We start from the raw sequence: 19,476 nt of genomic DNA, 5'->3' as shown, positions 1-19,476 counted from the left end.
GTCCGACATTCGCACCATAAATCCCCGCGGCACGGTCCGGGAGCCGAGGGCCGGAATATTGCGGGCTGTTTGCCCGCCGGGGCGCGCCCCGCGCCCCGCTCAGCGGCCGAGACCGCGCAGCACCATGTCCGCGTAGCGGTGCCAGACCGCCGGGTCACGTTCCTCGAGCCGCACCAACTGGAGGGCCGCGCCGCACAGGAGCACCCGCAGATCCAGAGGGGTGGCGTCCTGGCGCAGCGCCCCCGCCGCCCGGGCGGACTCCATGGCACCGGTCAGCGACTCCAGGACCGACACGGCGGCCGGCGAGGCGCCGTCCGCCAGCCGTTCGGCGAGCAGGCGGTCGTGGGCCAGCACGTCGAAAAGGGCGAGGACGTGCCGCCGGAAGCTCTCGTCGGGGCCGGGCGCGTCCTGGGCCGCCGCGGTGCGCCGCCCGAGCTCCTCCAGGCTCAGCCGGGTGACCGTCTCCAGCAGGTCCTCCTTGGTGGGGAAACTGCGGTAGACCGTCGCCTTGCCGACCTCGGCCCGGGCCGCGATCTGGGGGACGGTGGCCAGGGTGCCGCGTTCGCGGAAGACGTCCACCGCGGCGGCGACCACCCGTTCGTGGTTGCGGCGGGCGTCCGCCCGTCGTGGTGGGGCGGACGCCGGCCGGGCGGGGTCGGGGTCGGGGGAGGGGGTGGGGGTGGGCGAGGGGCTCATGGGGCGGGCGGCCTGTCTGCGGTCGGTGGGGGTTCGGTCTCCCCGCTGGGGTGCCCCATCGTAGCGGACCTCAAGGTCCGCTTTCCGGTGCGTGCGCCGAACGCTGGGTGCACCAGCGGCAGTTCCGCCGACACGGAACGTGTGCGCACGGCAGGGTCAGACCATCAGACCATGGGGCGGAGCCTGCCGCGGCGGGACGCCGCCGTGGCCACCGCGGTCATGCACGGGGTGCAGTACTCGTCGCGGCAGTCGTCGTCATCAGGGGCGGGGACGGACCTGGCGGCGAGCGCACGGCCGCACAAGGCGCTTCCGTCAAGCCGGAGAACATGCCACAACTGGGCGGATCCGGTTTCCGTCGCTATGGGTTCGGCGCGCATGTCGTACATCGGCGACCTCCCACTCGAACGCGGATGCGGTCGCGTCCAGGAGACGCCGGTCGCCCCGCAACCGCGACCAAGAGGCCGCCGAACGGGTGAATCGCGCGGAGTGACGACCGGGTGCCGGACGCGTCAGGCCGCCGGGACGGGCTCCAGGGTCTGCTCGGCCCAGATGGTCTTGCCGGCCAGGGCGTACCGGGTGCCCCAGCGGTGCGAGCACTGCGCCACCAGGAAGAGCCCGCGGCCGCCCTCGTCGGTGGTGGCCGCCCGGCGGATGTGCGGCGAGGTGCTCGCCGTGTCGCTGACCTCGCAGATGAGCGTGCGGTCCAGGATCAGCCGCAGCCGGATCGGGTCCTGCCCGTGGCGGATCGCGTTGGTGATCAGCTCGCTGACGATGAGTTCGGTGGAGAAGGCCAGGTGCTCCAGCCCCCACTGGCCGAGCTGCCGCAGCACCAGGGACCGCATGTCGCCGACGGCCGCCGGGACCGGAGGCACGGTCCAGGTGGCCAGCTTCCCCGGGTCCAGGGGGTGGGTGCGGGCGAGCAGCAGGGCCAGGCCGTCCTCCACCGTGAGGTGGGCGGCGACCAGGTCGGAGATGGCGCGGCAGATCTCCTCGATCGGGCGGCCCCGGTCGGCGACGACGGTGCTGAGCCTGGCGGCGAGCGTCTCGGAGGTGTCCGTGGGGCGCTGGAGGCTGTGGCTGGAGAACACCAGGGTGCTGCCTTCCGGCAGTTCCAGGTCCAGCGGCTCGAACACCGGGTCCCCCAGGCCGAGGGGGTTGTTGACCGGCACCTCGGGGATCAGCACGTCCCCGGTCCTTCCGACGACCGCGGGCGGCGGATGCCCGGCGCTCGCCATGACGCACCGCCGCGTGACGGGGTCGTAGACGGCGTACAGGCAGGTCGACCCCTTCAGGGCCTCCACCACCGGAGCGGACCCGGTGGCGTGTTCGCGTTCCAGGAGCCGCGGCACCATGTCGTCGATCTGGCCCAGCAACTCATCGGGCGTCAGATCCACCTGGGCGAGGGTGCGGATCGCGGAGCAGATGGTCCCCATGCACGCGGCCGCCTGGAAACCCGTGCCCGGCACCGCGCCCACCACCAGCGCCACCCTGGCCCCCGACAGCGGGATCACGTCGAACCAGTCGCCGCTGACCCCCGCGTGGACGCGCGACGGCCGGTAGTGCTGCGCCACCTCGACCGCGCTCTGGTCCGGGACGCTGCGCGGCAGCATGCTCGCGTGGAGGGTGAGCGCGGCCGTGTGCTCGTTGGTGTAGCGGCGGGCGTTGTCGAGGCACACCGCGGCACGCGCGACGATGTCCTGGGCGAGCACGAGGTCGTCCGCTTCGAAGGGCTCCGTTTCGCGTCCCCGGTACAGGTGCACCAGGCCCAGCGTCGCGTCCCGCGCGCGCAGCGGCACGAGGATCAGGGAGTCGGTCCCGTGCCCGGGCATCGCCCCGACCTCGCGGTCGGCGGTGTCCCGCAGCCAGCCGGCCTCGGGGCCCACCGCGGGGATCAGCCGCGGCCGGCCGTCGGCGAGGCTCTGCACGTGCGGCGAGTCCGTGGGGTAGTCCTGCAGTTCCCCGGGCCGCCGGAGCCCGGCGACGACGTCCGGGTCGACGGCCGTGCGGGCCAGCGACCGCAGCGCGACGGGCCCCGAGCCCATCGGTTCCGGTTCCGCGCCCTCCATGACGTCGTCGAGGAGGTCGATCGTCGCCACGTCGGCGAGCCGGGGCACGAGCACGTCCACCAGTTCCTCCGCGGTGCGCCGCACGTCCAGCGTGGTGCCGATGCGCATCCCGGCCTCGTCGAGGAGCGCGAGGCGCTCCTTGGTCCGGTGGCGGTCGGTGATGTCGATGATCAGATCGGTGACCCCGAGGACGTCGCCGTCCGGTGCCGTGAGCACGACCGAGGAGACGTGCCAGACGTGGTCCCGGTCCGGGTCGGCGGGGGTGCGACCCTGGTGGACGGCGTTGACGACCGGACGGCCGCTGTCCATGACCCCCTTCAGCCTGCGCTCGATCGCCATGGCGTCGAGCCCCGGCAGCACCTCGCTGACGGGACGGCCGAGGGCACTGTCACCGGGGAACCCGTGGATGCGTTCCAGGGCGGCGTTGATCCGTACGAAGCGCAGGTCCCGGTCGTAGACGGCGATGCCGATGGGCGCCTGGGTGAAGAGGGCCTCCAGGATCGCCTGTCCCTCGGCCGTGGCATGCGCCGCCGGGACCACGACGACCAGTGTGCCCCCGGTGTCCTGGCCGCCCGGGCCCAGCAACCGCGACAGGTCGAGGACGACGTCGGCGTGCTCCCCGTCCCGCCGGGTCAGCAGGGCGCGCCGTCCCCCGTCGTACGGCTGTGCGGCGGCGTCCCCCGTGCGTCCGGCGAAGGCCTCCGGCCACAGCGCGGCCGCCGGGCGTCCGACGACGTCCGCGGGCCCGAAGCCGAGGAGCCGCTCGGCCGCGGCACTCCACGCCGAGACGACGCCTTCGTCGTCCAGCACAAAACCGGCGACGTCCTCGTCGCCGGACGCTCCCGTGAAGTGCCGTCCGAAGGGAGCCTGTGAGGGATTGCCCATGCTCAGTCCTGTCACGCAAGGTGACGATCCCGGTCGCCCCGGGATGCCGGGGCGCCTGTGAGGCGGCTGCCGTCGCGGCGCCCGCGGCTGGACCGCCTCATGGCCGTACCACCCTTCAGGCTACCGAGACCCACAGGCTCTTGCCCGGCCTCCGCGGGCGCCCCCGTACGGACGCCGACCGCGGGAACGCGACCCGCGGGAACGAACACGACCCGCGGAGACGAAGAACCCGGCGGCGGGGCGGCGCGGGCATCGGCCGAAAGTCGTAGCGCACCGTGAAGACGTCCGACTTCCGCCCGAAGCGGGCGGCCGGGGTGGCTTCGTAGCGTCCTTGCCATGAGCTCCACGCCACGTACCGGAACCACGCGCACCCTGTGCCCCGGCCACCGGTCCTGGCCCCCGGCACCCACTCAGGCGTGGGCCGCTCCCCACTTCCGTCCCGGTGACGCCTCGTGTCCGCCCGGCCCCCGGGGGGCCGGTCCGACCGCGACACCCGAAGGGCCTCCCATGCTGTGCGCACCACTGACCGATCCCGTCGTCCGCCTCGTCGGCCCGCCCCCGCCCCCGCCACCGCCGCCGCCACCCGGCGGCACCACGGGCCCGGAGCTGGGCGTCGACCTGGCGGCGGTCGTCGCGAACACCCGCCTCCTCGCCGCCCGCGCGGCTCGACTGATGGCGGTGGTCAAGGCCGACGGCTTTGGCCACGGCGCGGCCGGCGTGGCCCGTGCCGCGCTGGGCGCGGGTGCGACCTCCCTGGGCGTCACCTCCGTCGAGGAGGCACTGTTCCTCAGGCACGCGGGATTCCGGGTCCCGATCCTGAGCTGGCTCAACCCGGTGGACGCCGCCTTCGACGAGGCCCTGCGGGCCGACGTCTCGGTGGCCGTACCCGGCCGCGAGCACCTGGCCGCGGTGGCCCGCGCCGCGTCGCGGACCGGACGGCCCGCGCGGGTGCACCTGCACCTGGACACCGGCATGGCCCGGGACGGCGCCGACCCCCGCCAGTGGCCCGACCTGTGCCTGCGGGCCCGTGAGGCGGAGCGGGCCGGCCTGGTCCGGGTGACCGGCGTCATGGGCCACCTCGGCTGCGCGGACACCCCCGGGGACCCGTGCACCGACCGCGCGCTCGACCTCTTCCGGACGGCGTCGGCGACCGCGGTACGGGCCGGGCTGCGCCCGGACGTCCGGCACCTGGCCGCCACCTCGGCGACCCTCACCGACCCGCGGACCCGCTTCGACCTCAGCCGCGTCGGCGCCGGCCTCTACGGCATCGACCCGACGCGCACCACCCGGCTCCGCCCCGCACTCACGCTCAGGGCGCCCGTCGTGTCCGTCCGCACGGTGCCGGCCGGCGCCGGAGCCGGTTACGGGCACGCGTGGACCGCCCCGCGGCCCACCCGCCTGGCCCTGCTCGCCGTCGGCTACGCGGACGGCCTGCCCCGCGCGGCGTCCGGCCGCGCGGAGGTGCTGCTCGGCGGCCGCCGCTGCCCCGTCGTCGGACGCGTCTCCATGGACCAGGCGATCGTGGACTGCGGCGAACACCCGGCCGCACCCGGCGACGTCGCCACCGTCTTCGGCACGGGCGACGCCGGCGAGCCCACCGTCCGGGACTGGGCCCGGTGGTCCGGGACCATCGAGCACGAGATCGTGACGGGGCTGGGCGCACGCCTGCGCCGCACGGCGCACGGCCCGGCGGTGGCCGCATGACCGACCACGGGAACGCCCCCCGCATCCGCGTCGCCGTGCTCGGCGGCGGCCGCAGCACCGAGCACGAGGTCTCCCTCGCCTCCGCCGCGTCCGTCGGCTCGGCGCTCGACCCGGCCGTCCACGACGTCGTCGCCCTCACCATCGGACGCGACGGGGTGTGGCGGGACGCCGCCGGGCGGCCCCTGGCGGGCTCCCCGGCGGAGAGCCTGTCCGCGGCGCTCGGCGTGCTGGCGGGCTGCGACGTCGTCTTCCCGGCCCTGCACGGCCCGCTGGGCGAGGACGGCACGCTCGCGGCGCTGCTGGACCTGGCAGGGCTCCCCTACGTCGGCGCGGGCGTCCGGGCCGGCGCCCTGGCGATGGACAAGTGGGCGACGAAACTGGTGGCCGAGGCCGTGGGCATCGCCGTCGCCCCGGGATTCCTGGTCACCGCGGACACCGCCGACCAGGTGCGCTTCGACGGCCCGGTCGTGGTCAAGCCGGTCGCCGCGGGGTCCAGCCACGGCGTGTCACTCGTCACCGACGAGACGGACCTCGCGCCGGCGATCGCCGCCGCGCTGCGGATCGACGGCAGGGTCCTGGTGGAGCACCTCGTGACCGGCCGCGAGGTGGACCTCGCCGTTCTGCGGCGCGCGGACGGCCGCCTCGTGGCCGGGCCCCCGCTGGAGATCGTCCTGGACGACGGGCGCCTCTTCGACACCGAGCGAAAGTACGACGGCGGAGCCCGGTTCCTGATCCCCGCCCCGCTCTCCGCCCGGGAGCACGACCGGCTCGTCGAGGCCTCCCTCGCCCTCTTCACGGCGCTCGGCTGCCGCGGAGTGGCGCGCTGCGACTTCTTCCTCACCCCCGACGGCCCTGTCCTCAACGAGGTGAACACCATGCCCGGCATGACCGCGCAGTCCCAGGTCCCCAAGATGTTCGAGCACCAGGGGCTGACGTACCCCGCGCTGCTCGGCGAACTCGTCCAGGGCGCCCTCGCCGACGGCCCGGCCACCGGGCAGGTGCGACGGTGACCGGGGCGCACGGTGGCGGCGACGGGCCCGTCCCGTCCACGGCGCCGCACGCCGGCACCCCCGGGGAACCCCCGATGCAGCGCCTGCTGCGCACCGCCCGCGTCTACGCCCAGGCCGTCCTCGACGTGGTGGTGCTGGGCGCGGGAACGGACGGCTCGGACGGCTCGGACGACAGGGACGCGGACCGGGGGAGGGCCGCGCGCCCCGACGGCACCGGCCCGCCCCCGGCGCGGGGAAGCGGGCCCGGGTCCTCCGCGGCGGATCGGTGACACTGGACAGGGCACCCGGAGCGGCCTCCGCCCGGTCGGTGAGCGGAAGCGGAGATGACGGGAACGTGGGGAACAGGGCTGAGGGCCTCTTCGAGCGGCTGGTCCAGGGCATCGGCTGGGTGGCCGCCCTCGTGGCGCTGCTGGTCCTGGGCACCCTGGACGTGACGGTGAACGCCGCCCACCCGCCCACCGTGCTGCTGGCCATGGTCGTCGCCGTGCTGATGCCGCGCCTGAACGCCGCGGCACTGGGCACCGCCGCCTCCGTCCTGGGAGCGGCCCTGGTGCTGGTGACCTTCGTGGCGCCGCCGGTCTCCTACCAGGTCGTGCCCTTCGGGTTCACCGTCTCCGTCGTGGGCGTCGTCCTGGTCGGACTGGCCGCGTGGCGGGCCGAACCGGTACGCGCCGGCTTCGCGGTACCGCTGCTGCTGGCGGGCCTGGTGCTCCAGCCGACACGGCTGGTGAACCAGCGAGCGGCGTTGGTCCTCGCCCTCATCCTCGCACTGGGCGGCGTCATCTTCGCTGCGGCGGGGCTCTACCTGCGCATGTTCCAGACCAGCCGGCAACGCCGGATGATCGCGGCCCAGCAGGCGCAGCGGACGGGCATCGCCTCCGATCTGCACGACTACGTCGCCCACCACGTCACGGGCATCGTCGTGCTGGCCCAGGCCGCCCGGACCGTGGCGGCGAGCAAGCCGGAGGCCGTGCTCCCCGCCCTGGAACGGATCGAGGAGGCCGGCGACGAGGCGATGACCGCCATCCGCCGCATGGTCACCCTGCTGCGCGAGCCCGACGCCCACGCCCGGCTCTCGCCCACGGGCACGATCGCCGACATCAGGTCCCTGGCCGGGCACTTCACCTCCGACAGCGGCCTGGAGGTGAGGCTGCGCATCGAGGGCGAGGTCGACGTGGTCCCCATCGACGTCCAGTCGGCCGTGCACCGGGTGGTCATGGAGGCCCTCACCAACGTGCGCAAGCACGCCGGCGACGCCCGCTCGCTCGACATCCTCGTCCGCCGTCACGGCCGGCCCGACGCGGTGACGGTCGAGGTGTCCGACGACGGCCGCGGCCGGGCCGGGCACACGGCGGGAGGCGGCTACGGCCTCAAGGGCCTGCGGGAGCGCACGGCGGCGCTCGGCGGCTCCCTCACCGCCGGCCCGAGGTCCCCCGAGGGCTGGCGCGTACAGGCGCGCATACCGACCAGGGGTGCCCGATGACGATCCGTGTCCTGCTGGCCGACGACCAGACCATGGTCCGCACCGGCTTCTCGCTGATCCTCGGCGTCGAGGACGACATCGAGGTGGTCGGTGAGGCCAAGGACGGCGTCCAGGCCCTGGAACTGGCCCGCGCGCTCGAGCCCGACGTCGTCCTCATGGACATCCGCATGCCGCGGATGGACGGCCTGCAGGCCCTGCGCGAACTCAACCGGCCCGGCGCCGGGAGCTCCCCGAAGGTGGTCGTCGTCACGACCTTCGACGACGACGAGTACGTGTACGACGCCCTGAACAGCGGCGCCTGCGGTTTCCTGCTCAAGGACTCCGGCCCGGCCCTGCTGACCGAGGCGGTGCGCGCGGCGCACTCCGGGGAGGCCCTGGTCAGTCCGGCGATCACCATCCGCCTGCTGCGGGGGCTGAGGACGCCGCGGACCGCCGCCCCGTCGGGACCGGGGCTTTCCTCACGGGAGACCGAGGTCACCCGTCTCGTCGCCGAGGGACGGACCAACGCGGAGATAGCGGCCGCACTCTTCGTGTCCCTGGGAACGGTGAAGACCCACATGGGCAACATCCAGACCAAGCTCTCCGCCCGCAACCGCGTCGAGATCGCCCTGTGGGCGTGGCGCTCCGGCCTGGCGGAACGCTAGCCGGCCGCCCCGACGCGCCGCCGGCCTACCGGGTCCCGCCCGTGTCCGGCGTCTGCCGCGCGGTGGGGAGGCGGACGGTGACGCTGAGGCCGCCGGTGGGGCGGGGGGCGAGGTGGAGGGTTCCGTGGTGGGCGCGGACGATGCTGTGGACGATGGCGAGGCCGAGCCCGACGCCGGGGTGTTCGTCGCTGCGGATGCGCTGGGTTCCGCGTTGGAACGGTTCGGTGAGGGTGGGGACGAGGCCGGGGGGCAGCGGCGGGCCGGTGTTCTCGACCCGCAGGAGGCTGGTGTGGTGGTGGGTTTCGGTGTGGACGGTGACGGTGCCGTCGGTGGGGTGGTTGTGGACGACGGCGTTCTGGACAAGGTTCGTTGTCATGCGCAGGAGGAGTTCGACGGAGCCGCGGGTGGGGGCGGTGCCGCCGGTGACGTGGAGGGTGATGCGTCGTCGTTCGGCGTGGGGGAGCAGGGTTTCGGAGGTCTCCTCGGCGAGGAGGGAGAGGTCGACGGTCTCGCGGGGGAGGTGGGCGCTGTTGCCCCGGCTGAGCAGGAGGAGCGCTTCCGTCAGGTCGATGGCGCGGGTGTTGACGGCGTGGAGGCGGTGGATGAGCTCGGTGTGGTCGCGGGTGGGGTCGGTCCGGGCGACGTCGAGGAGGGCCTTGGAGATGGCGAGGGGGGTGCGCAGTTCGTGGGAGGCGTTGGCGGCGAAGCGTTGTTGTTCGGCGACGTGGGATTCGAGTTGCTCGAGCATGGTGTCGAACGCGTCGGAGAGTTCGCGGAACTCGTCGTGGCGGCCTTCCATGCGGATGCGGTGGGACAGCGATCCGTTGCCGGCGGTTCGTGCGGCGGCGGTGATCCGGGTGAGGGGTGCGAGCATCCGGCCGGCCAGCAGCCATCCTCCGAGCAGCCCGAACAGCAGCAGGAAGACCAGTGCCGCCGCGGCGGCGGGGGCGAAGACGTGCAGGAGGACGGTCCGGTTGGGCGAGATCCCGAGCAGGCCCCTGCTGTTGTCGGGCACGTAGCGCAGCAGGAACGCCCAGACCACGGCCAGCAGCAGGCCGCCGGAGAGCAGGACGAACCCGGCATAGCTGAGGGTGAGCTTCAGCCGGGCGCTGAGCCCCGGGCGCCTGCGCAGGGGTGCCGCCGGTGCCGCCGGGCGGGGACCGTCATGGACGTTCCCGGCCGGCTCGGACTCGTCCTCCACGATCGGTGCGCGCATCCCCGAAGCCTAGGCAGCACCGCGTATCGCCCGCGTAGGGGACCGGCACTCGGCCGAAAGTCGCAGTGACCGCGGGACGGGTCGGACTTCTGCCCGAAGCGGGGTACCCCGCCGAGTTCGTAGCGTGACGTACAGGAGCCCTTCCCCGGAACGGGCCCGCGGGCAGCCCGCACCCGGGCTGCGGCGCGGTCCGCGTCCAAGGCACGACGGGCTCACCTTCCACCGTCACAGGAGGCCCGCGATGTCCACTTTCCTGCACCAGTTGCTGCGTTCCGCCCGGGTCTACGCGCGGACGGCCCTCGAAGTCGCCGTCCTCGGCGCGGACGCCGACCTGATGGACCGGGAAACCGCGGTCCCGCGGCCCACCGCCCCGATGCGGCGCGCGCCCGGCGCCGACGCCTCGGTGGAACCCGTGTGAACGGTGCGGTGCAGCGCGCCCGCGGGCGTGCCGGCGTGGTGCGCCGACCGGTGACGGAGGGCCGTGACCCGGTCCGGGACGACGGGCGGAGCAGACGGATAAGGTGATGGGCTGCCGCAGGGCGCGGTGGAGAACCCGCCACCGGAACGGCCGCCGGCCCAGGGTCCGCAGTCGCAGTGCACGATCTGCTCGGCGGCGTGCCGACGCGTGGGGCCGCGAGGACAGGGGGAACCCGGGAAATGCCGGATTTCGTGTGTGAGGGGCGGCTGTTCCGCGTGGTCAGCTTCGCGCCGTCGCACCGGGTGCTGCTGCTGCGCAGCGACGCCACCGCGGTCGACAACACGAACACCCGCGTCGAGGTGTACTTCGGCCACGTAACGCTCATGCTGCTCAAGCCCATCTACGAGAAGGGTATTCACCTTCGGCGGGCGACCGGGGCCGAGTTCGCGGTGCTGCGGGAGCGCCATCATCTCCCTGCGGACGATGCGGTCTTCACGTGGATGATCGAGTCCGACGGGGACAGCTTCGTCGTCTCCGGTAATCCCTCGTGGCGCGAGGCGGACCGCAAGTTCGAGGACCCGTCGCTGTTCGACTTCAGCCGGCCGTGGCCCCCCGACTTCCCCGTGGAGTACGGCGAAGTCGACTGACGCGGACGGCATGCCGAGTGCGGCCCCTGCCGCAGGGGGCGCCCTCAGCCGTCCAGGCCGGCCGGCCCCCCGGAGGACGCTGGTACCGCGAGTCCCAGGAAAACGGGACGACTGCCTGCCCGTCCCGTCCCGCCGCAACCTGGGGGTGTCGGAGAACGAACACCTGAGACGGGAGCCACACCATGACCACCACACTGATCACCGGGGGCAACAAGGGGCTGGGGTACGAGACCGCGCGCCGCCTGGTCGCCGAGGGCCACACCGTGTGGATCGGGGCCCGCGACCCCGAGCGGGGGAGCGCGGCCGCCGAGCGGCTGGGGGCGTCCTTCGTCCGGCTCGACGTGACGGACGACGACTCGGTCGCCGCCGCCGCCCGCACGGTCGGGGAACGGGGCAGCCTGGACGTGCTGGTCAACAACGCCGGCATCGAGGTGCGCCGGGTGGACAACAGCGTCGTCCCCACCGTGGAGACCACCGCCGACGCGATGCGGCGGACCTTCGAGACCAACGTCTTCGGTGTCGTGCGCGTGCTGCACGCTTTCCTGCCGCTGCTCCGCGGGTCCGCCGCCCCCGTCGTGGTCAACGTCGGCAGCGGCCTGGGGTCGCTGCACCACGTCACGGACCCCGACCAGCCGGCCCACCTGTTCCCGGGCCTGGACTACCCGGCGTCGAAGCTGGCGGTGAACATGATCACCGTGCAGTACGCGAAGGCGCTGCCGGGCTTCCGGATCAACTCGGTGGAGCCGGGCTTCACGAAGACCGACCTCAACGGCAACACCGGCTTCCAGACCGTCGAGCAGGGCGCCGAGATCATCGTCCGCATGGCGCTCGTCGGCGCCGACGGACCGACCGGCGGCTACTTCGACCGCGACGGCGCGCTCCCCTGGTGACGACCGGGACCGGCCGTCGGCGGACGCGCGCCGCCGGGGTTACGCGTCTCAGGCGCGGAAGCTGAACATGGGGCCGAGGGACTTCCAGGAATGGAGGTTGCCCGCGGGTTCGGTCGTCGAGGGGCCCGTGCAGTCCGTGTTCTTGTAGAACGTGACGGGGCGGTCCGTCATGTTGATGTTCGCGAGGATCCCAAACGGCGCTGTGACGCACCCGGCGTCGACCTCCCGGTAGAGCGCCGAGCGTCCCGTGAACCACTCCGTCTCGTAGACGCAGAGACTGCCCGCGGTGGCGCACCCGGAGTCCCCGGCGTCGCCCGCGGCGACCGGACCGGTCGTCGCCGACGCCGGGGCGGGGGCGGTGGCCAGCAGGATTCCGGCGGCCGCTGCCGCCACGGCCGCCGCGGCGCGCCGGTACCCGAAACGGTGCATGACTCTCCTTCGTGGTGTTCGTAGGTGCTGCGATGGCGTCTTGAGGCACCTCCAGCCTGACCGGCCCACGCGGAGGTGGTCAACGATTCAACTAGATATGGCCGGTTCCGTGCCCGCCCCCTTGACGCGGTACGGGGCGGCCGCGGTCTCCGGTGCCCGGCGGGCGACCGCCCGGCAAATCGGTGGCGCGTCCGGGCCGTCACCGGCCACCATGCGGGGCATGAGCGACCGAGCGACGCGATGGACCAGGGCGACCGTCTACCCCGACATGTGGGCCGACCCGGACGACGACCCCCGCAACAGTGACGGCCCGAGTCCGGACGGTGAACTCGCCACCCTCCAGGACTACCTGACGAGCTATCGCATGACGCTGCGGATGAAGTGCCAGGACCTGGAACCGGAGCAGCTGGCCCGCCGTTCGGTCCCGCCGTCGACGATGTCGCTGCTCGGCCTGGTCCGGCACCTCGCCGAGGTGGAGCGGGACTGGCGCAACTGGATCAGCGACGGCGAACCGCTGCCGAAGCTGTACGGCCCGCGCGACGCGGACTTCGACGGCGCCGTCGCCGACCGGGACGTGGTCGACGCCGCGTTCGCCGACCTGGAGCGCGAACAGGCCGCGACCGACGCGGCACTGGCCGCGCACCCGGACCTGGGCGCGCGCGTGGGCAAGGACGGGATCGCGGTCCGCGAGCTGCTGGTGCACCGGGTCGAGGAGTACGCCCGGCACTGCGGGCACGCGGACCTGTTGCGCGAGTGCGTCGACGGCAGAGTGGGTCAGTGACGCGGACCGGGGACCTCGCGCCCCGGCCCGCCGGCCCCGGGCGGACGCCCGCCCGGGGCCGCGCTCAGCCCACGCTCCGGTCCCGCCCCGCGAGCAGGCCGGCGGCCAGCTGGGCCACCATCAGGACGGCCAGCAGGGCGAGCGGGACACGCCAGCCGTCGGTGCGCTCGTACAGCGCGCCGACCAGGAACGGCACGGGGATCGACAGCAGGTAGCCCGCGCTCTGGGCGAAGGCGGAGAGCCGCACCACCGTCGTGCTGTCGCGGCCGCGCAGCCCGATCATCGTCAGCGCGAGCGGGAACGAGCAGTTGGCGACGCCCAGCAGTACCGCCCACACCCAGGGCGCGGCGGCCGGTGCCGCCCACAGGCCCGCGTACCCGGCCAGTCCGAACGCACCGAGCGTGACCGCGATGCCGCTCTGCTGCCGGAGCCGCCCCGCGAGGGCGGACAGGGCGTAGGACAGCGGCACCCCCAGCAGCGAGGTGACGGCGAACAGCAGACCCGCCGTCCCGGCCGACAGCCCCGCGTCCCGGAACATCTGGGGCAGCCAGCCGATCACGACGTAGGCGGCACCGGCCTGCAGCCCGAAGTACCCGGCCAGCGCCCAGGCGGTGGGGGAGCGCGTCATCCGGACCCCGGACCCGTGGCCCGGCCCCGGCCCGGCACCGGGCGGGGGCACGGGCTCCGGTTCCGGCGCCCGGTCCGCCATACGCAGGCGCGCCAGGACGAGCCACGGGGGCACGGCGAGGGCCGCGACCACGCCCCAGGAGCCCAGCCCCCACCGCCAGTCGCCGCCGAACGCCCCGGACAGCGGCACGGTGGCGGCCGCCGCGACGGCGGCACCCAGGTTGAGCGCCATGGAGTACAGGCCCGTCATCCGGCCGACCCGGTCGGGGAAGCGCTGCTTGACCACCACCGGCAGCAGCACGTTGGCCACCGCGATCCCGGCGAGCGCCACGGCGCTGAGCGCGAGGAACAGCGCGGTGCCGCCGGCCAGCGGCCGGAGCACCAGCCCCACCGCGACCACGGCCGTACCCGCCGCGACGACCGCCGACGGCCCGTGCCGCCGGGCCAGCCGGGGCGCGGCGACGCCGACCAGGGCGAAGCACAGCGCCGGCACGGAGGTGAGCAGCCCGGCCACGGCGCCGCTCATCCCCAGCGCGGACCGCGCCTCGGCCAGGACCGGCCCGAGGCTGGTGACGGCGGGGCGGAGGTTGAACGCCACCAGCAGCAGCGCCACCACCGCGAGACCGCCGGTACGGGCACGCGGCCGCGCCGGGTTCCGCCGTTCCGCGGACCTGGACCGTCCCGGGACCCTCCGGCGTATAATCATGGGATGAGTCTACGTCCCGTGTCCCGTCCTTCCGGGCTCTACGAGCAGGTGGTGTCCGGACTGCGCCGCCAGATCACCTCCGGGGCCTGGCCGGTCGGCTCGCGCATCCCGACCGAGCCGGAACTCGTGCGGCAGCTGGGCGTGGCCCGCAACACGGTCCGCGAGGCCGTACGCGCGCTGGCCCACAACGGCCTGCTGGACATACGCCACGGCTCGGGCACCTACGTCGCCGCGACCAGCGAGCTCGCCGGGGTGATGCGGCGCCGCTTCGCGGAGGCCCGGCAGCGGGACGTGACCGAGGTGCGCGGCACCTTGGAGTCGTCCGCGGCGGGACTCGCCGCGACGCGCCGCACGGACGAGGACCTCGCCCGCCTCGACACGCTGCTGGAGCGGCGGGAAGGGGCCTGGGCCTCGGGCGACCGGGACGCCTTCGTGGACGCGGACAGCGCCTTCCACCTGGCGGTCGTGGCCGCCTCGCACAACGAGGTGCTGGCCGAGCTCTACGCGGACCTCGGCCAGGTGATCAGGGACTCGCTCAAGGAGCACTTCGGCGCCCCCGTCCTGCGCCCCGAGGACCGCATGGACCACACCCGCCTGCTGGAGGCGATCCGCGCCGGGGACGCGGCCGCGGCGGCCGGGGAGGCCGCCTCCCACACCTCCGGCTGCCGGTTCGTCGGCTGAGCCCGGCGGGCCCGCGGTCCGGCGGTCACCCCGGCAGGGCGCCCGACCGTACGGCGTCCTCCCTGAGCCGCGCGGCGGTCCCGGTGACGTCGTAACCGGGTCCGACGCCGTCCACGAGGACGACGTCACCGTCCAGACGGCGGGTGCGGAGCGGAAGGATCTCCTGGTAGGCGGGCGACCGGTACCAGGCGCGCGCCCGGTCCAGGTCGGGGAACCCGATCAGGACGACCGTCCCCGGCCACCGCCCCTCCACGACCTCCACGGTCGCGCCGTGGGCGACGAAGTGTCCGCCGAAGGGGTCCAGCGTGTCCTGGATGCGCTCCATGTAGGCGAAGACCTCTTCGTGCGGCGGTCCGGGACGAAGGTGGGCGACGGCGTAGGCGGTCATGGCTGCTCCCTCGGATCGGGGTGTGCGGTGTCCGGTCCCTCCGTGCTGCCGGACGTCCTCGATCCTGCCGGGACGCGTGCGTGCGGTCGATGACGCCGGAGGTCATGGCGGGCGTGCGAGCTTCATCACATTCGGGTCATATCGCCACGCTTCGGGCATGGGTGCGCGGCCGGGCGCGGGAACCCGTTCCGGAAGGCCGCGCCGGCCCGGGCGGGGCCCGGACCGCCGGGCGGTGACGGCGCCCCGCGACCGCCGCCTCCGGTGCGCCGCCCGATCGCCAAGGTCTGCTCGGCGGGCGTGACTTGGGGTGTCCGGACTACCGCCGCGGGGGAGCGGAGCGGCCGCGCGCCGCGACCATGCGAGGGCCGCCCGAGCGTGCCCCGGTGACCCGTCGGCCCGCCCCGGGACCGTGCCGCGCCGGGCCCGGCGGAGCGCCCGCCGACCCGTCGCGACGTAGTGGACGTCACATCCCGTCCGGCCCAACCGTCCACCGACACTGGGCAGTCAGCCCGGTCGGCAGCAACCCGATGGACGGAGTGACATGGGTCATACGCGAATATCCCGGCGAGCCATGGCGGCGGCGGTCGTCGCGGGGGTGGCGGTCCCCGTGGCCGCCGGCGCCGCGACCGCGCAGGCCGCCGCCGCGACACCCCGGGTCAGCTGCAGCTCGGCGGCACCCGCACTGGCCGCGGCGCTGCAGCGGGACATCACCAAGGCCCTGGAGGGCGGCACCGCCCGTACCGCGGTGTCCGTGCACGACCGCACGACCGGCACGTCGTGCACGCTGCGCGCGGACCAGCACTTCGACTCCGCCAGCACGGTCAAGGTCACCGTCCTCGCGACCCTCCTGCGGGACGTGCGGCAGCACCACCGCCACCTCACCGACCGCGAGGCCGCGCTCGCCACCGCCATGATCACGAAGTCGGACAACGACGCCACGACCGCGCTGTGGAAGCAGCTCGGCGTCGCCAAGGTCAACGACTTCCTGGCCGCCGCCGGGATGCGCCACACCGTGCCGGACGGCGCCGGGGCCTGGGGGCTCACCCGGATCACCGCCGCGGACGAGCAGAAGCTGATGGACCTGCTCACGGCGCCGAACGGAGTGCTCGGCGACGACGCGCGCGCCTACGCCCTGAAGCTGATGGGCGAGGTCGAGCCCTCCCAGCGCTGGGGCACCCCCGCGGGCGCGCCGCGATCGGCGGGCGTCCACGTCAAGAACGGCTGGCTCTCCCGTGCCACCCACGGCTGGCGGGTGCACAGCCTCGGCGCCTTCACCGGCGGCGGGCACGACTACAGCATCACCGTCCTCACCGACGACGACCGGACGATGGCCTCCGGCATCGCCACCATCGAGGCGGTCTCCCGCGTGGTCCACCGGGACCTCGACGCGGCGTAGCGGAGCTCCCCCGGCGCCCCGGGTCCGAGTGGGCTGGACTGTGCGTCCAGTCTGGACGTACAGTCCAGCCATGGAGAAGGCGCGCGTCGACGAGAACGACCCCCGGGTACGGCAGTGGGCCCCGGTGTGCCAGGCCGTGGCCCTGCTGCTGAGCCCGTACGCCGAGGTCGTCCTGCACGACGTGGCGGACGACCGGGTGCTCGGCATCTGGAACCCGATGACCCGGCGCACCGCGGGCGATCCCTCGCTGCTCGGCGAACTGGACGGGCTGGACCCGTCGGCGCACGACGTCTACGGCCCGTACGAGAAGCTGCTCGGTGACGGGCGCAGGCTCTCCTCCGTCAGCGCCGTCCTGCGGGACGCCGGCGGCGAGCCCTCGGCGGTGCTGTGCGTCAACCTCGACCGGACGCCGCTGGAGCAGGCCGCCTCGGTGCTCGCCGCCTTCGGCGCGCCCACCGTGCCGCGCCCCGAGCCGCTCTTCGAGCAGGACTGGACCGAGCACGTCCAGCGGACCGTCGGCACCTACACCCGTGACCGGGGCTGCCCGGTGGAACGCCTCGGCCGTGAGGACCGCCTCGCGATCCTCGAGGAACTCGACCGGGCCGGGGTGTTCGCGATGCGCCGCGCCGTACCGGTCGTGGCCGGCGCGCTGCAGGCGTCCCGCTCCACCGTCTACGCCCTGCTCGCCGATCTCAAAGCACAGAGGAAGCACCCGTGAGCCGACTGCCCGACTTCCGGCTGGAAACCTACTTCTCCCGCTGGGAGTTCACCGCTCGTCACCACCTGACCGCCTCCGACGCGGAGACGATGACCCTCCCCGAGCTGCTGGAACTCGCCGGCACCGAGGACCGGCACGCCTGGGAGACGCTCTCCTTCGGCTACACGCGGACGCACGGCGACCCCGGGCTGCGCGAGGCGATCGCCGCGACGTACGAGCGGGCCGGCGCCGACGACGTCATCTGCTTCGCCGGCGCCGAGGAGGCCCTCTACCTGGCGATGCAGGTGCTCCTCGGCCCGGACGACCACGCGGTCGTCGTCACCCCCAACTACCAGGCCGCCGAGACCGTGCCCCTCTCCCTGTGCGAGGTGACGGGCGTCGCGCTCGACCCCGGGCGGGACTGGGCCCTGGACGTGGACCGGGTGGCGGCGGCGCTCCGCCCGAACACCCGCGTGGTCTCGGTCAACTTCCCCAACAACCCGACCGGCAAGGTCATCGGCGCCGCCGACTTCGCGCGCCTGGTCGAACTCTGCGACGAGCGCGGCATCCACCTGTTCAGCGACGAGGTCTACCGCGGTCTCGAACGCGACCCGGCCCGGACCCTGCCGCAGGCCGCCGACCTCTCGGAACGGGCGCTGTCGCTGAACGTCACGTCCAAGTCGCTCGGCCTGCCCGGGCTGCGGATCGGCTGGATCGCCTGCCGGGACCGGGAGTTGCGTTCCCGGCTGGAGCGCGCCAAGCACTACACCACCATCTGCAACGCCGCGCCCAGCGAGGTGCTCGCCCGGATCGCCCTCAAGGCCCGCGACCGGATCCTGGAGCGCAACCGCGCCCTGATCGCCGCCAACATCCCGCTCTTCGACGCCTTCTTCGCCGGGTTCGACAACCTGTTCACGTGGCGGGCCCCGGACGGCGGCTGCGTCGCCTACCCCCGCTACCTCGGCGCCGAGGGCGTGGAGCGCTTCTGCACCGAACTCGTCGAGCAGGCCGGGGTGCTGCTGCTGCCCGCGAGCATCTACCGCTCCGAGCTGACCGACACGCCCGCCGACCGCTTCCGCGTCGGCATCGGCCGCCGCGACCCCGCCCCCGCGCTGGACGCCCTCGCCGGCTGGCTGCGAGCACGCCGATGAGCGTCCCCGTCCTGGGCCCGGAGGAGATCGAGGCCGCCGCGCGGCCCGGGCTGGTGCTGGACGCCGTCCGCACCGCGCTGATCGCCCACGCGGCCGGCCGCACCACGGTCCCGCCACCGACGCACCTGACCTTCCCCGCCGCGGACGGCGACTGCCACGTGAAGACGGGCTGGATCGACGGCTCCGACGACTTCACCGTGAAGATCGCCTCCGGCTTCTACCGCAACCCCGACCGCGGCGAACCCGTCAACCACGGGCTGGTCTGCGTCATCAGCGCCCACACCGGCCGGGTCCGGGCCGTCCTCGACGACGGCGGACGCCTCACCGCCTGGCGCACCGCGGCCGCGGGGGCGCTCGCCGGCCACGCGCTGGCCCGCCCGGGCGCCCGCAGCGTCGGGGTGTTCGGCACCGGAGAGCAGGCGCGGCTGCAGGTGCGGTGGCTGGCGATGCTGCGTCCCGTCGGCCGGGTGCACGTCCACGGCCGCGACGCACGCCGGACCGGTGCCCTCTGCGAGCACCTCGCCGCGCACGGGCTGGACGCCGTCCCCGCCACCGCGGCGGAGGCCGCGGCCGCCGACGTCGTCGTCACCGCCACACCGGCCACCGCCCCGGTGCTGGACGCCGCCGCGGTCCGCCCCGGCGCGCACGTCACGGCCGTCGGCGCCGACATGCCGCACAAGAACGAGCTGCCGCCCGCGCTGTTCTCGCGCGCCGCCGTCATCGCCACCGACGACCACGAGCAGTGCCTCCACCACGGTGACCTCGCCCACGCCGTCCGTGCGGGCGCGGTCCGGGCGGACGCCGACGTCCCCCTCGGCGCCCTGCTCGTGACCCCGCCGGAGCGCGCTGACGCGGCCGTGACGATCGCCGACCTGACGGGCGTGGGCGCCCTCGACGCGGCCGTCGCCTCCGCGGTGGCCGCGGAACTCCTGGGCTGAGCCGAGGCCCGGGGCCGGGCGCC

General features: G+C 74.5%; 20 protein-coding genes. 14 read left to right on the top strand and 6 right to left on the bottom strand.

The genetic code is table 11. The features are described 5' to 3' along the window. Nucleotides 1–99: 99 nt before the first annotated feature. Together ACFZAU_RS32185 and ACFZAU_RS32180 are read right to left on the bottom strand one after the other, a co-directional pair. Nucleotides 100–696, bottom strand: a complete 597-nt coding sequence (locus ACFZAU_RS32185) for a TetR/AcrR family transcriptional regulator (RefSeq protein WP_500555081.1) — start codon at nt 694–696, stop codon at nt 100–102. 509 nt (nt 697–1,205) lie between these two features. Then, nucleotides 1,206–3,647, bottom strand: a complete 2,442-nt coding sequence (locus tag ACFZAU_RS32180; protein ID WP_500555080.1) for a SpoIIE family protein phosphatase — start codon at nt 3,645–3,647, stop codon at nt 1,206–1,208. Between the two features lie 507 nt (nt 3,648–4,154). Between ACFZAU_RS32180 and alr the strand changes: the two genes are divergently transcribed. The 5 genes from alr (at nt 4,155) to ACFZAU_RS32155 (ending at nt 8,488) form a co-directional block, all read left to right on the top strand. Then, the gene (gene alr, locus ACFZAU_RS32175; protein ID WP_500555079.1) at nt 4,155–5,351 is read left to right on the top strand and encodes an alanine racemase; all 1,197 of its coding nucleotides are present in this window, start codon (nt 4,155–4,157) and stop codon (nt 5,349–5,351) included. Further along, nucleotides 5,348–6,361, top strand: coding sequence for a D-alanine--D-alanine ligase family protein (locus ACFZAU_RS32170; protein WP_500555078.1), 1,014 nt, complete (start codon nt 5,348–5,350; stop codon nt 6,359–6,361). The genes alr and ACFZAU_RS32170 overlap by 4 nt, the downstream gene beginning before the upstream one ends. After that, a complete protein-coding gene (locus ACFZAU_RS32165; protein ID WP_500555077.1) occupies nt 6,358–6,630 on the top strand; it encodes a hypothetical protein in 273 nt (90 codons plus the stop codon). The genes ACFZAU_RS32170 and ACFZAU_RS32165 overlap by 4 nt, the downstream gene beginning before the upstream one ends. A gap of 65 nt (nt 6,631–6,695) precedes the next feature. After that, complete coding sequence (locus tag ACFZAU_RS32160) at nt 6,696–7,844, top strand: sensor histidine kinase (protein WP_500555076.1); 1,149 nt, start codon at nt 6,696–6,698, stop codon at nt 7,842–7,844. Beyond that, nucleotides 7,841–8,488, top strand: a complete 648-nt coding sequence (locus ACFZAU_RS32155; protein ID WP_500555075.1) for a response regulator — start codon at nt 7,841–7,843, stop codon at nt 8,486–8,488. The genes ACFZAU_RS32160 and ACFZAU_RS32155 overlap by 4 nt, the downstream gene beginning before the upstream one ends. A 25-nt stretch (nt 8,489–8,513) precedes the next feature. Here ACFZAU_RS32155 and ACFZAU_RS32150 read toward each other — a convergent pair whose 3' ends face one another. Then, a complete protein-coding gene (locus ACFZAU_RS32150) occupies nt 8,514–9,620 on the bottom strand; it encodes a sensor histidine kinase (RefSeq protein WP_500555097.1) in 1,107 nt (368 codons plus the stop codon). A 325-nt stretch (nt 9,621–9,945) separates the two neighbouring features. On the opposite strand from ACFZAU_RS32150, the gene ACFZAU_RS32145 reads away from it, so the two are divergent. From ACFZAU_RS32145 to ACFZAU_RS32135, 3 genes are all read left to right on the top strand, one after another. After that, nucleotides 9,946–10,122 carry a hypothetical protein gene (locus ACFZAU_RS32145; protein ID WP_499608315.1) on the top strand — a complete coding sequence of 59 codons (177 nt, stop codon included), beginning with the start codon at nt 9,946–9,948 and terminating at the stop codon, nt 10,120–10,122. 176 nt (nt 10,123–10,298) lie between these two features. Then, entirely contained in the window at nt 10,299–10,769 is a 471-nt protein-coding gene (locus ACFZAU_RS32140) for a hypothetical protein (RefSeq protein WP_500555074.1), read from the top strand. Between the two features lie 182 nt (nt 10,770–10,951). Continuing rightward, nucleotides 10,952–11,659 (top strand): SDR family oxidoreductase, encoded by a 708-nt coding sequence (locus ACFZAU_RS32135; RefSeq protein ID WP_500555073.1) that lies wholly within the window; start codon nt 10,952–10,954, stop codon nt 11,657–11,659. A gap of 48 nt (nt 11,660–11,707) precedes the next feature. On the opposite strand, the gene ACFZAU_RS32130 is transcribed toward ACFZAU_RS32135, so the two are convergent. Next, nucleotides 11,708–12,088, bottom strand: coding sequence for a hypothetical protein (locus ACFZAU_RS32130; RefSeq protein WP_500555072.1), 381 nt, complete (start codon nt 12,086–12,088; stop codon nt 11,708–11,710). A gap of 211 nt (nt 12,089–12,299) precedes the next feature. On the opposite strand from ACFZAU_RS32130, the gene ACFZAU_RS32125 reads away from it, so the two are divergent. Continuing rightward, nucleotides 12,300–12,869, top strand: coding sequence for a mycothiol transferase (locus tag ACFZAU_RS32125; protein ID WP_500555096.1), 570 nt, complete (start codon nt 12,300–12,302; stop codon nt 12,867–12,869). Nucleotides 12,870–12,933: 64 nt separating this feature from the next. On the opposite strand, the gene ACFZAU_RS32120 is transcribed toward ACFZAU_RS32125, so the two are convergent. Beyond that, on the bottom strand, nt 12,934–14,202 hold the full coding sequence (locus ACFZAU_RS32120) for an MFS transporter (protein WP_500555071.1): 1,269 nt from the start codon (nt 14,200–14,202) through the stop codon (nt 12,934–12,936). Between the two features lie 3 nt (nt 14,203–14,205). Here ACFZAU_RS32120 and ACFZAU_RS32115 point away from each other — a divergent pair, with 3 nt between their 5' ends. Beyond that, nucleotides 14,206–14,883, top strand: a complete 678-nt coding sequence (locus tag ACFZAU_RS32115) for a FadR/GntR family transcriptional regulator (protein ID WP_500555070.1) — start codon at nt 14,206–14,208, stop codon at nt 14,881–14,883. A 25-nt stretch (nt 14,884–14,908) separates the two neighbouring features. Here the strand turns inward: ACFZAU_RS32115 and ACFZAU_RS32110 are convergent, their stop codons facing one another. Next, nucleotides 14,909–15,271: a DUF1330 domain-containing protein gene (locus ACFZAU_RS32110; protein WP_500555069.1), complete on the bottom strand. Its 363-nt coding sequence runs from the start codon at nt 15,269–15,271 to the stop codon at nt 14,909–14,911. 541 nt (nt 15,272–15,812) lie between these two features. Between ACFZAU_RS32110 and ACFZAU_RS32105 the strand changes: the two genes are divergently transcribed. The 4 genes from ACFZAU_RS32105 to ACFZAU_RS32090 all read left to right on the top strand — a co-directional run bounded on the left by ACFZAU_RS32105 (nt 15,813) and on the right by ACFZAU_RS32090 (nt 19,453). Further along, nucleotides 15,813–16,667, top strand: coding sequence for a serine hydrolase (locus ACFZAU_RS32105; protein ID WP_500555068.1), 855 nt, complete (start codon nt 15,813–15,815; stop codon nt 16,665–16,667). A 70-nt stretch (nt 16,668–16,737) separates the two neighbouring features. Continuing rightward, on the top strand, nt 16,738–17,385 hold the full coding sequence (locus ACFZAU_RS32100) for a helix-turn-helix transcriptional regulator (RefSeq protein WP_500555067.1): 648 nt from the start codon (nt 16,738–16,740) through the stop codon (nt 17,383–17,385). Beyond that, entirely contained in the window at nt 17,382–18,515 is a 1,134-nt protein-coding gene (locus ACFZAU_RS32095; protein WP_500555066.1) for an aminotransferase class I/II-fold pyridoxal phosphate-dependent enzyme, read from the top strand. The genes ACFZAU_RS32100 and ACFZAU_RS32095 overlap by 4 nt, the downstream gene beginning before the upstream one ends. Then, nucleotides 18,512–19,453, top strand: a complete 942-nt coding sequence (locus tag ACFZAU_RS32090; protein WP_499608338.1) for an ornithine cyclodeaminase family protein — start codon at nt 18,512–18,514, stop codon at nt 19,451–19,453. Before ACFZAU_RS32095 ends, ACFZAU_RS32090 begins: the two co-directional genes overlap by 4 nt. Nucleotides 19,454–19,476 lie beyond the last annotated feature (23 nt).

It is taken from the genome of Streptomyces sp. NPDC008238 (genome assembly GCF_042956445.1).
Lineage (GTDB): Bacteria > Actinomycetota > Actinomycetes > Streptomycetales > Streptomycetaceae > Actinacidiphila.
This window is presented reverse-complemented; position numbering and strand designations above follow the sequence as displayed.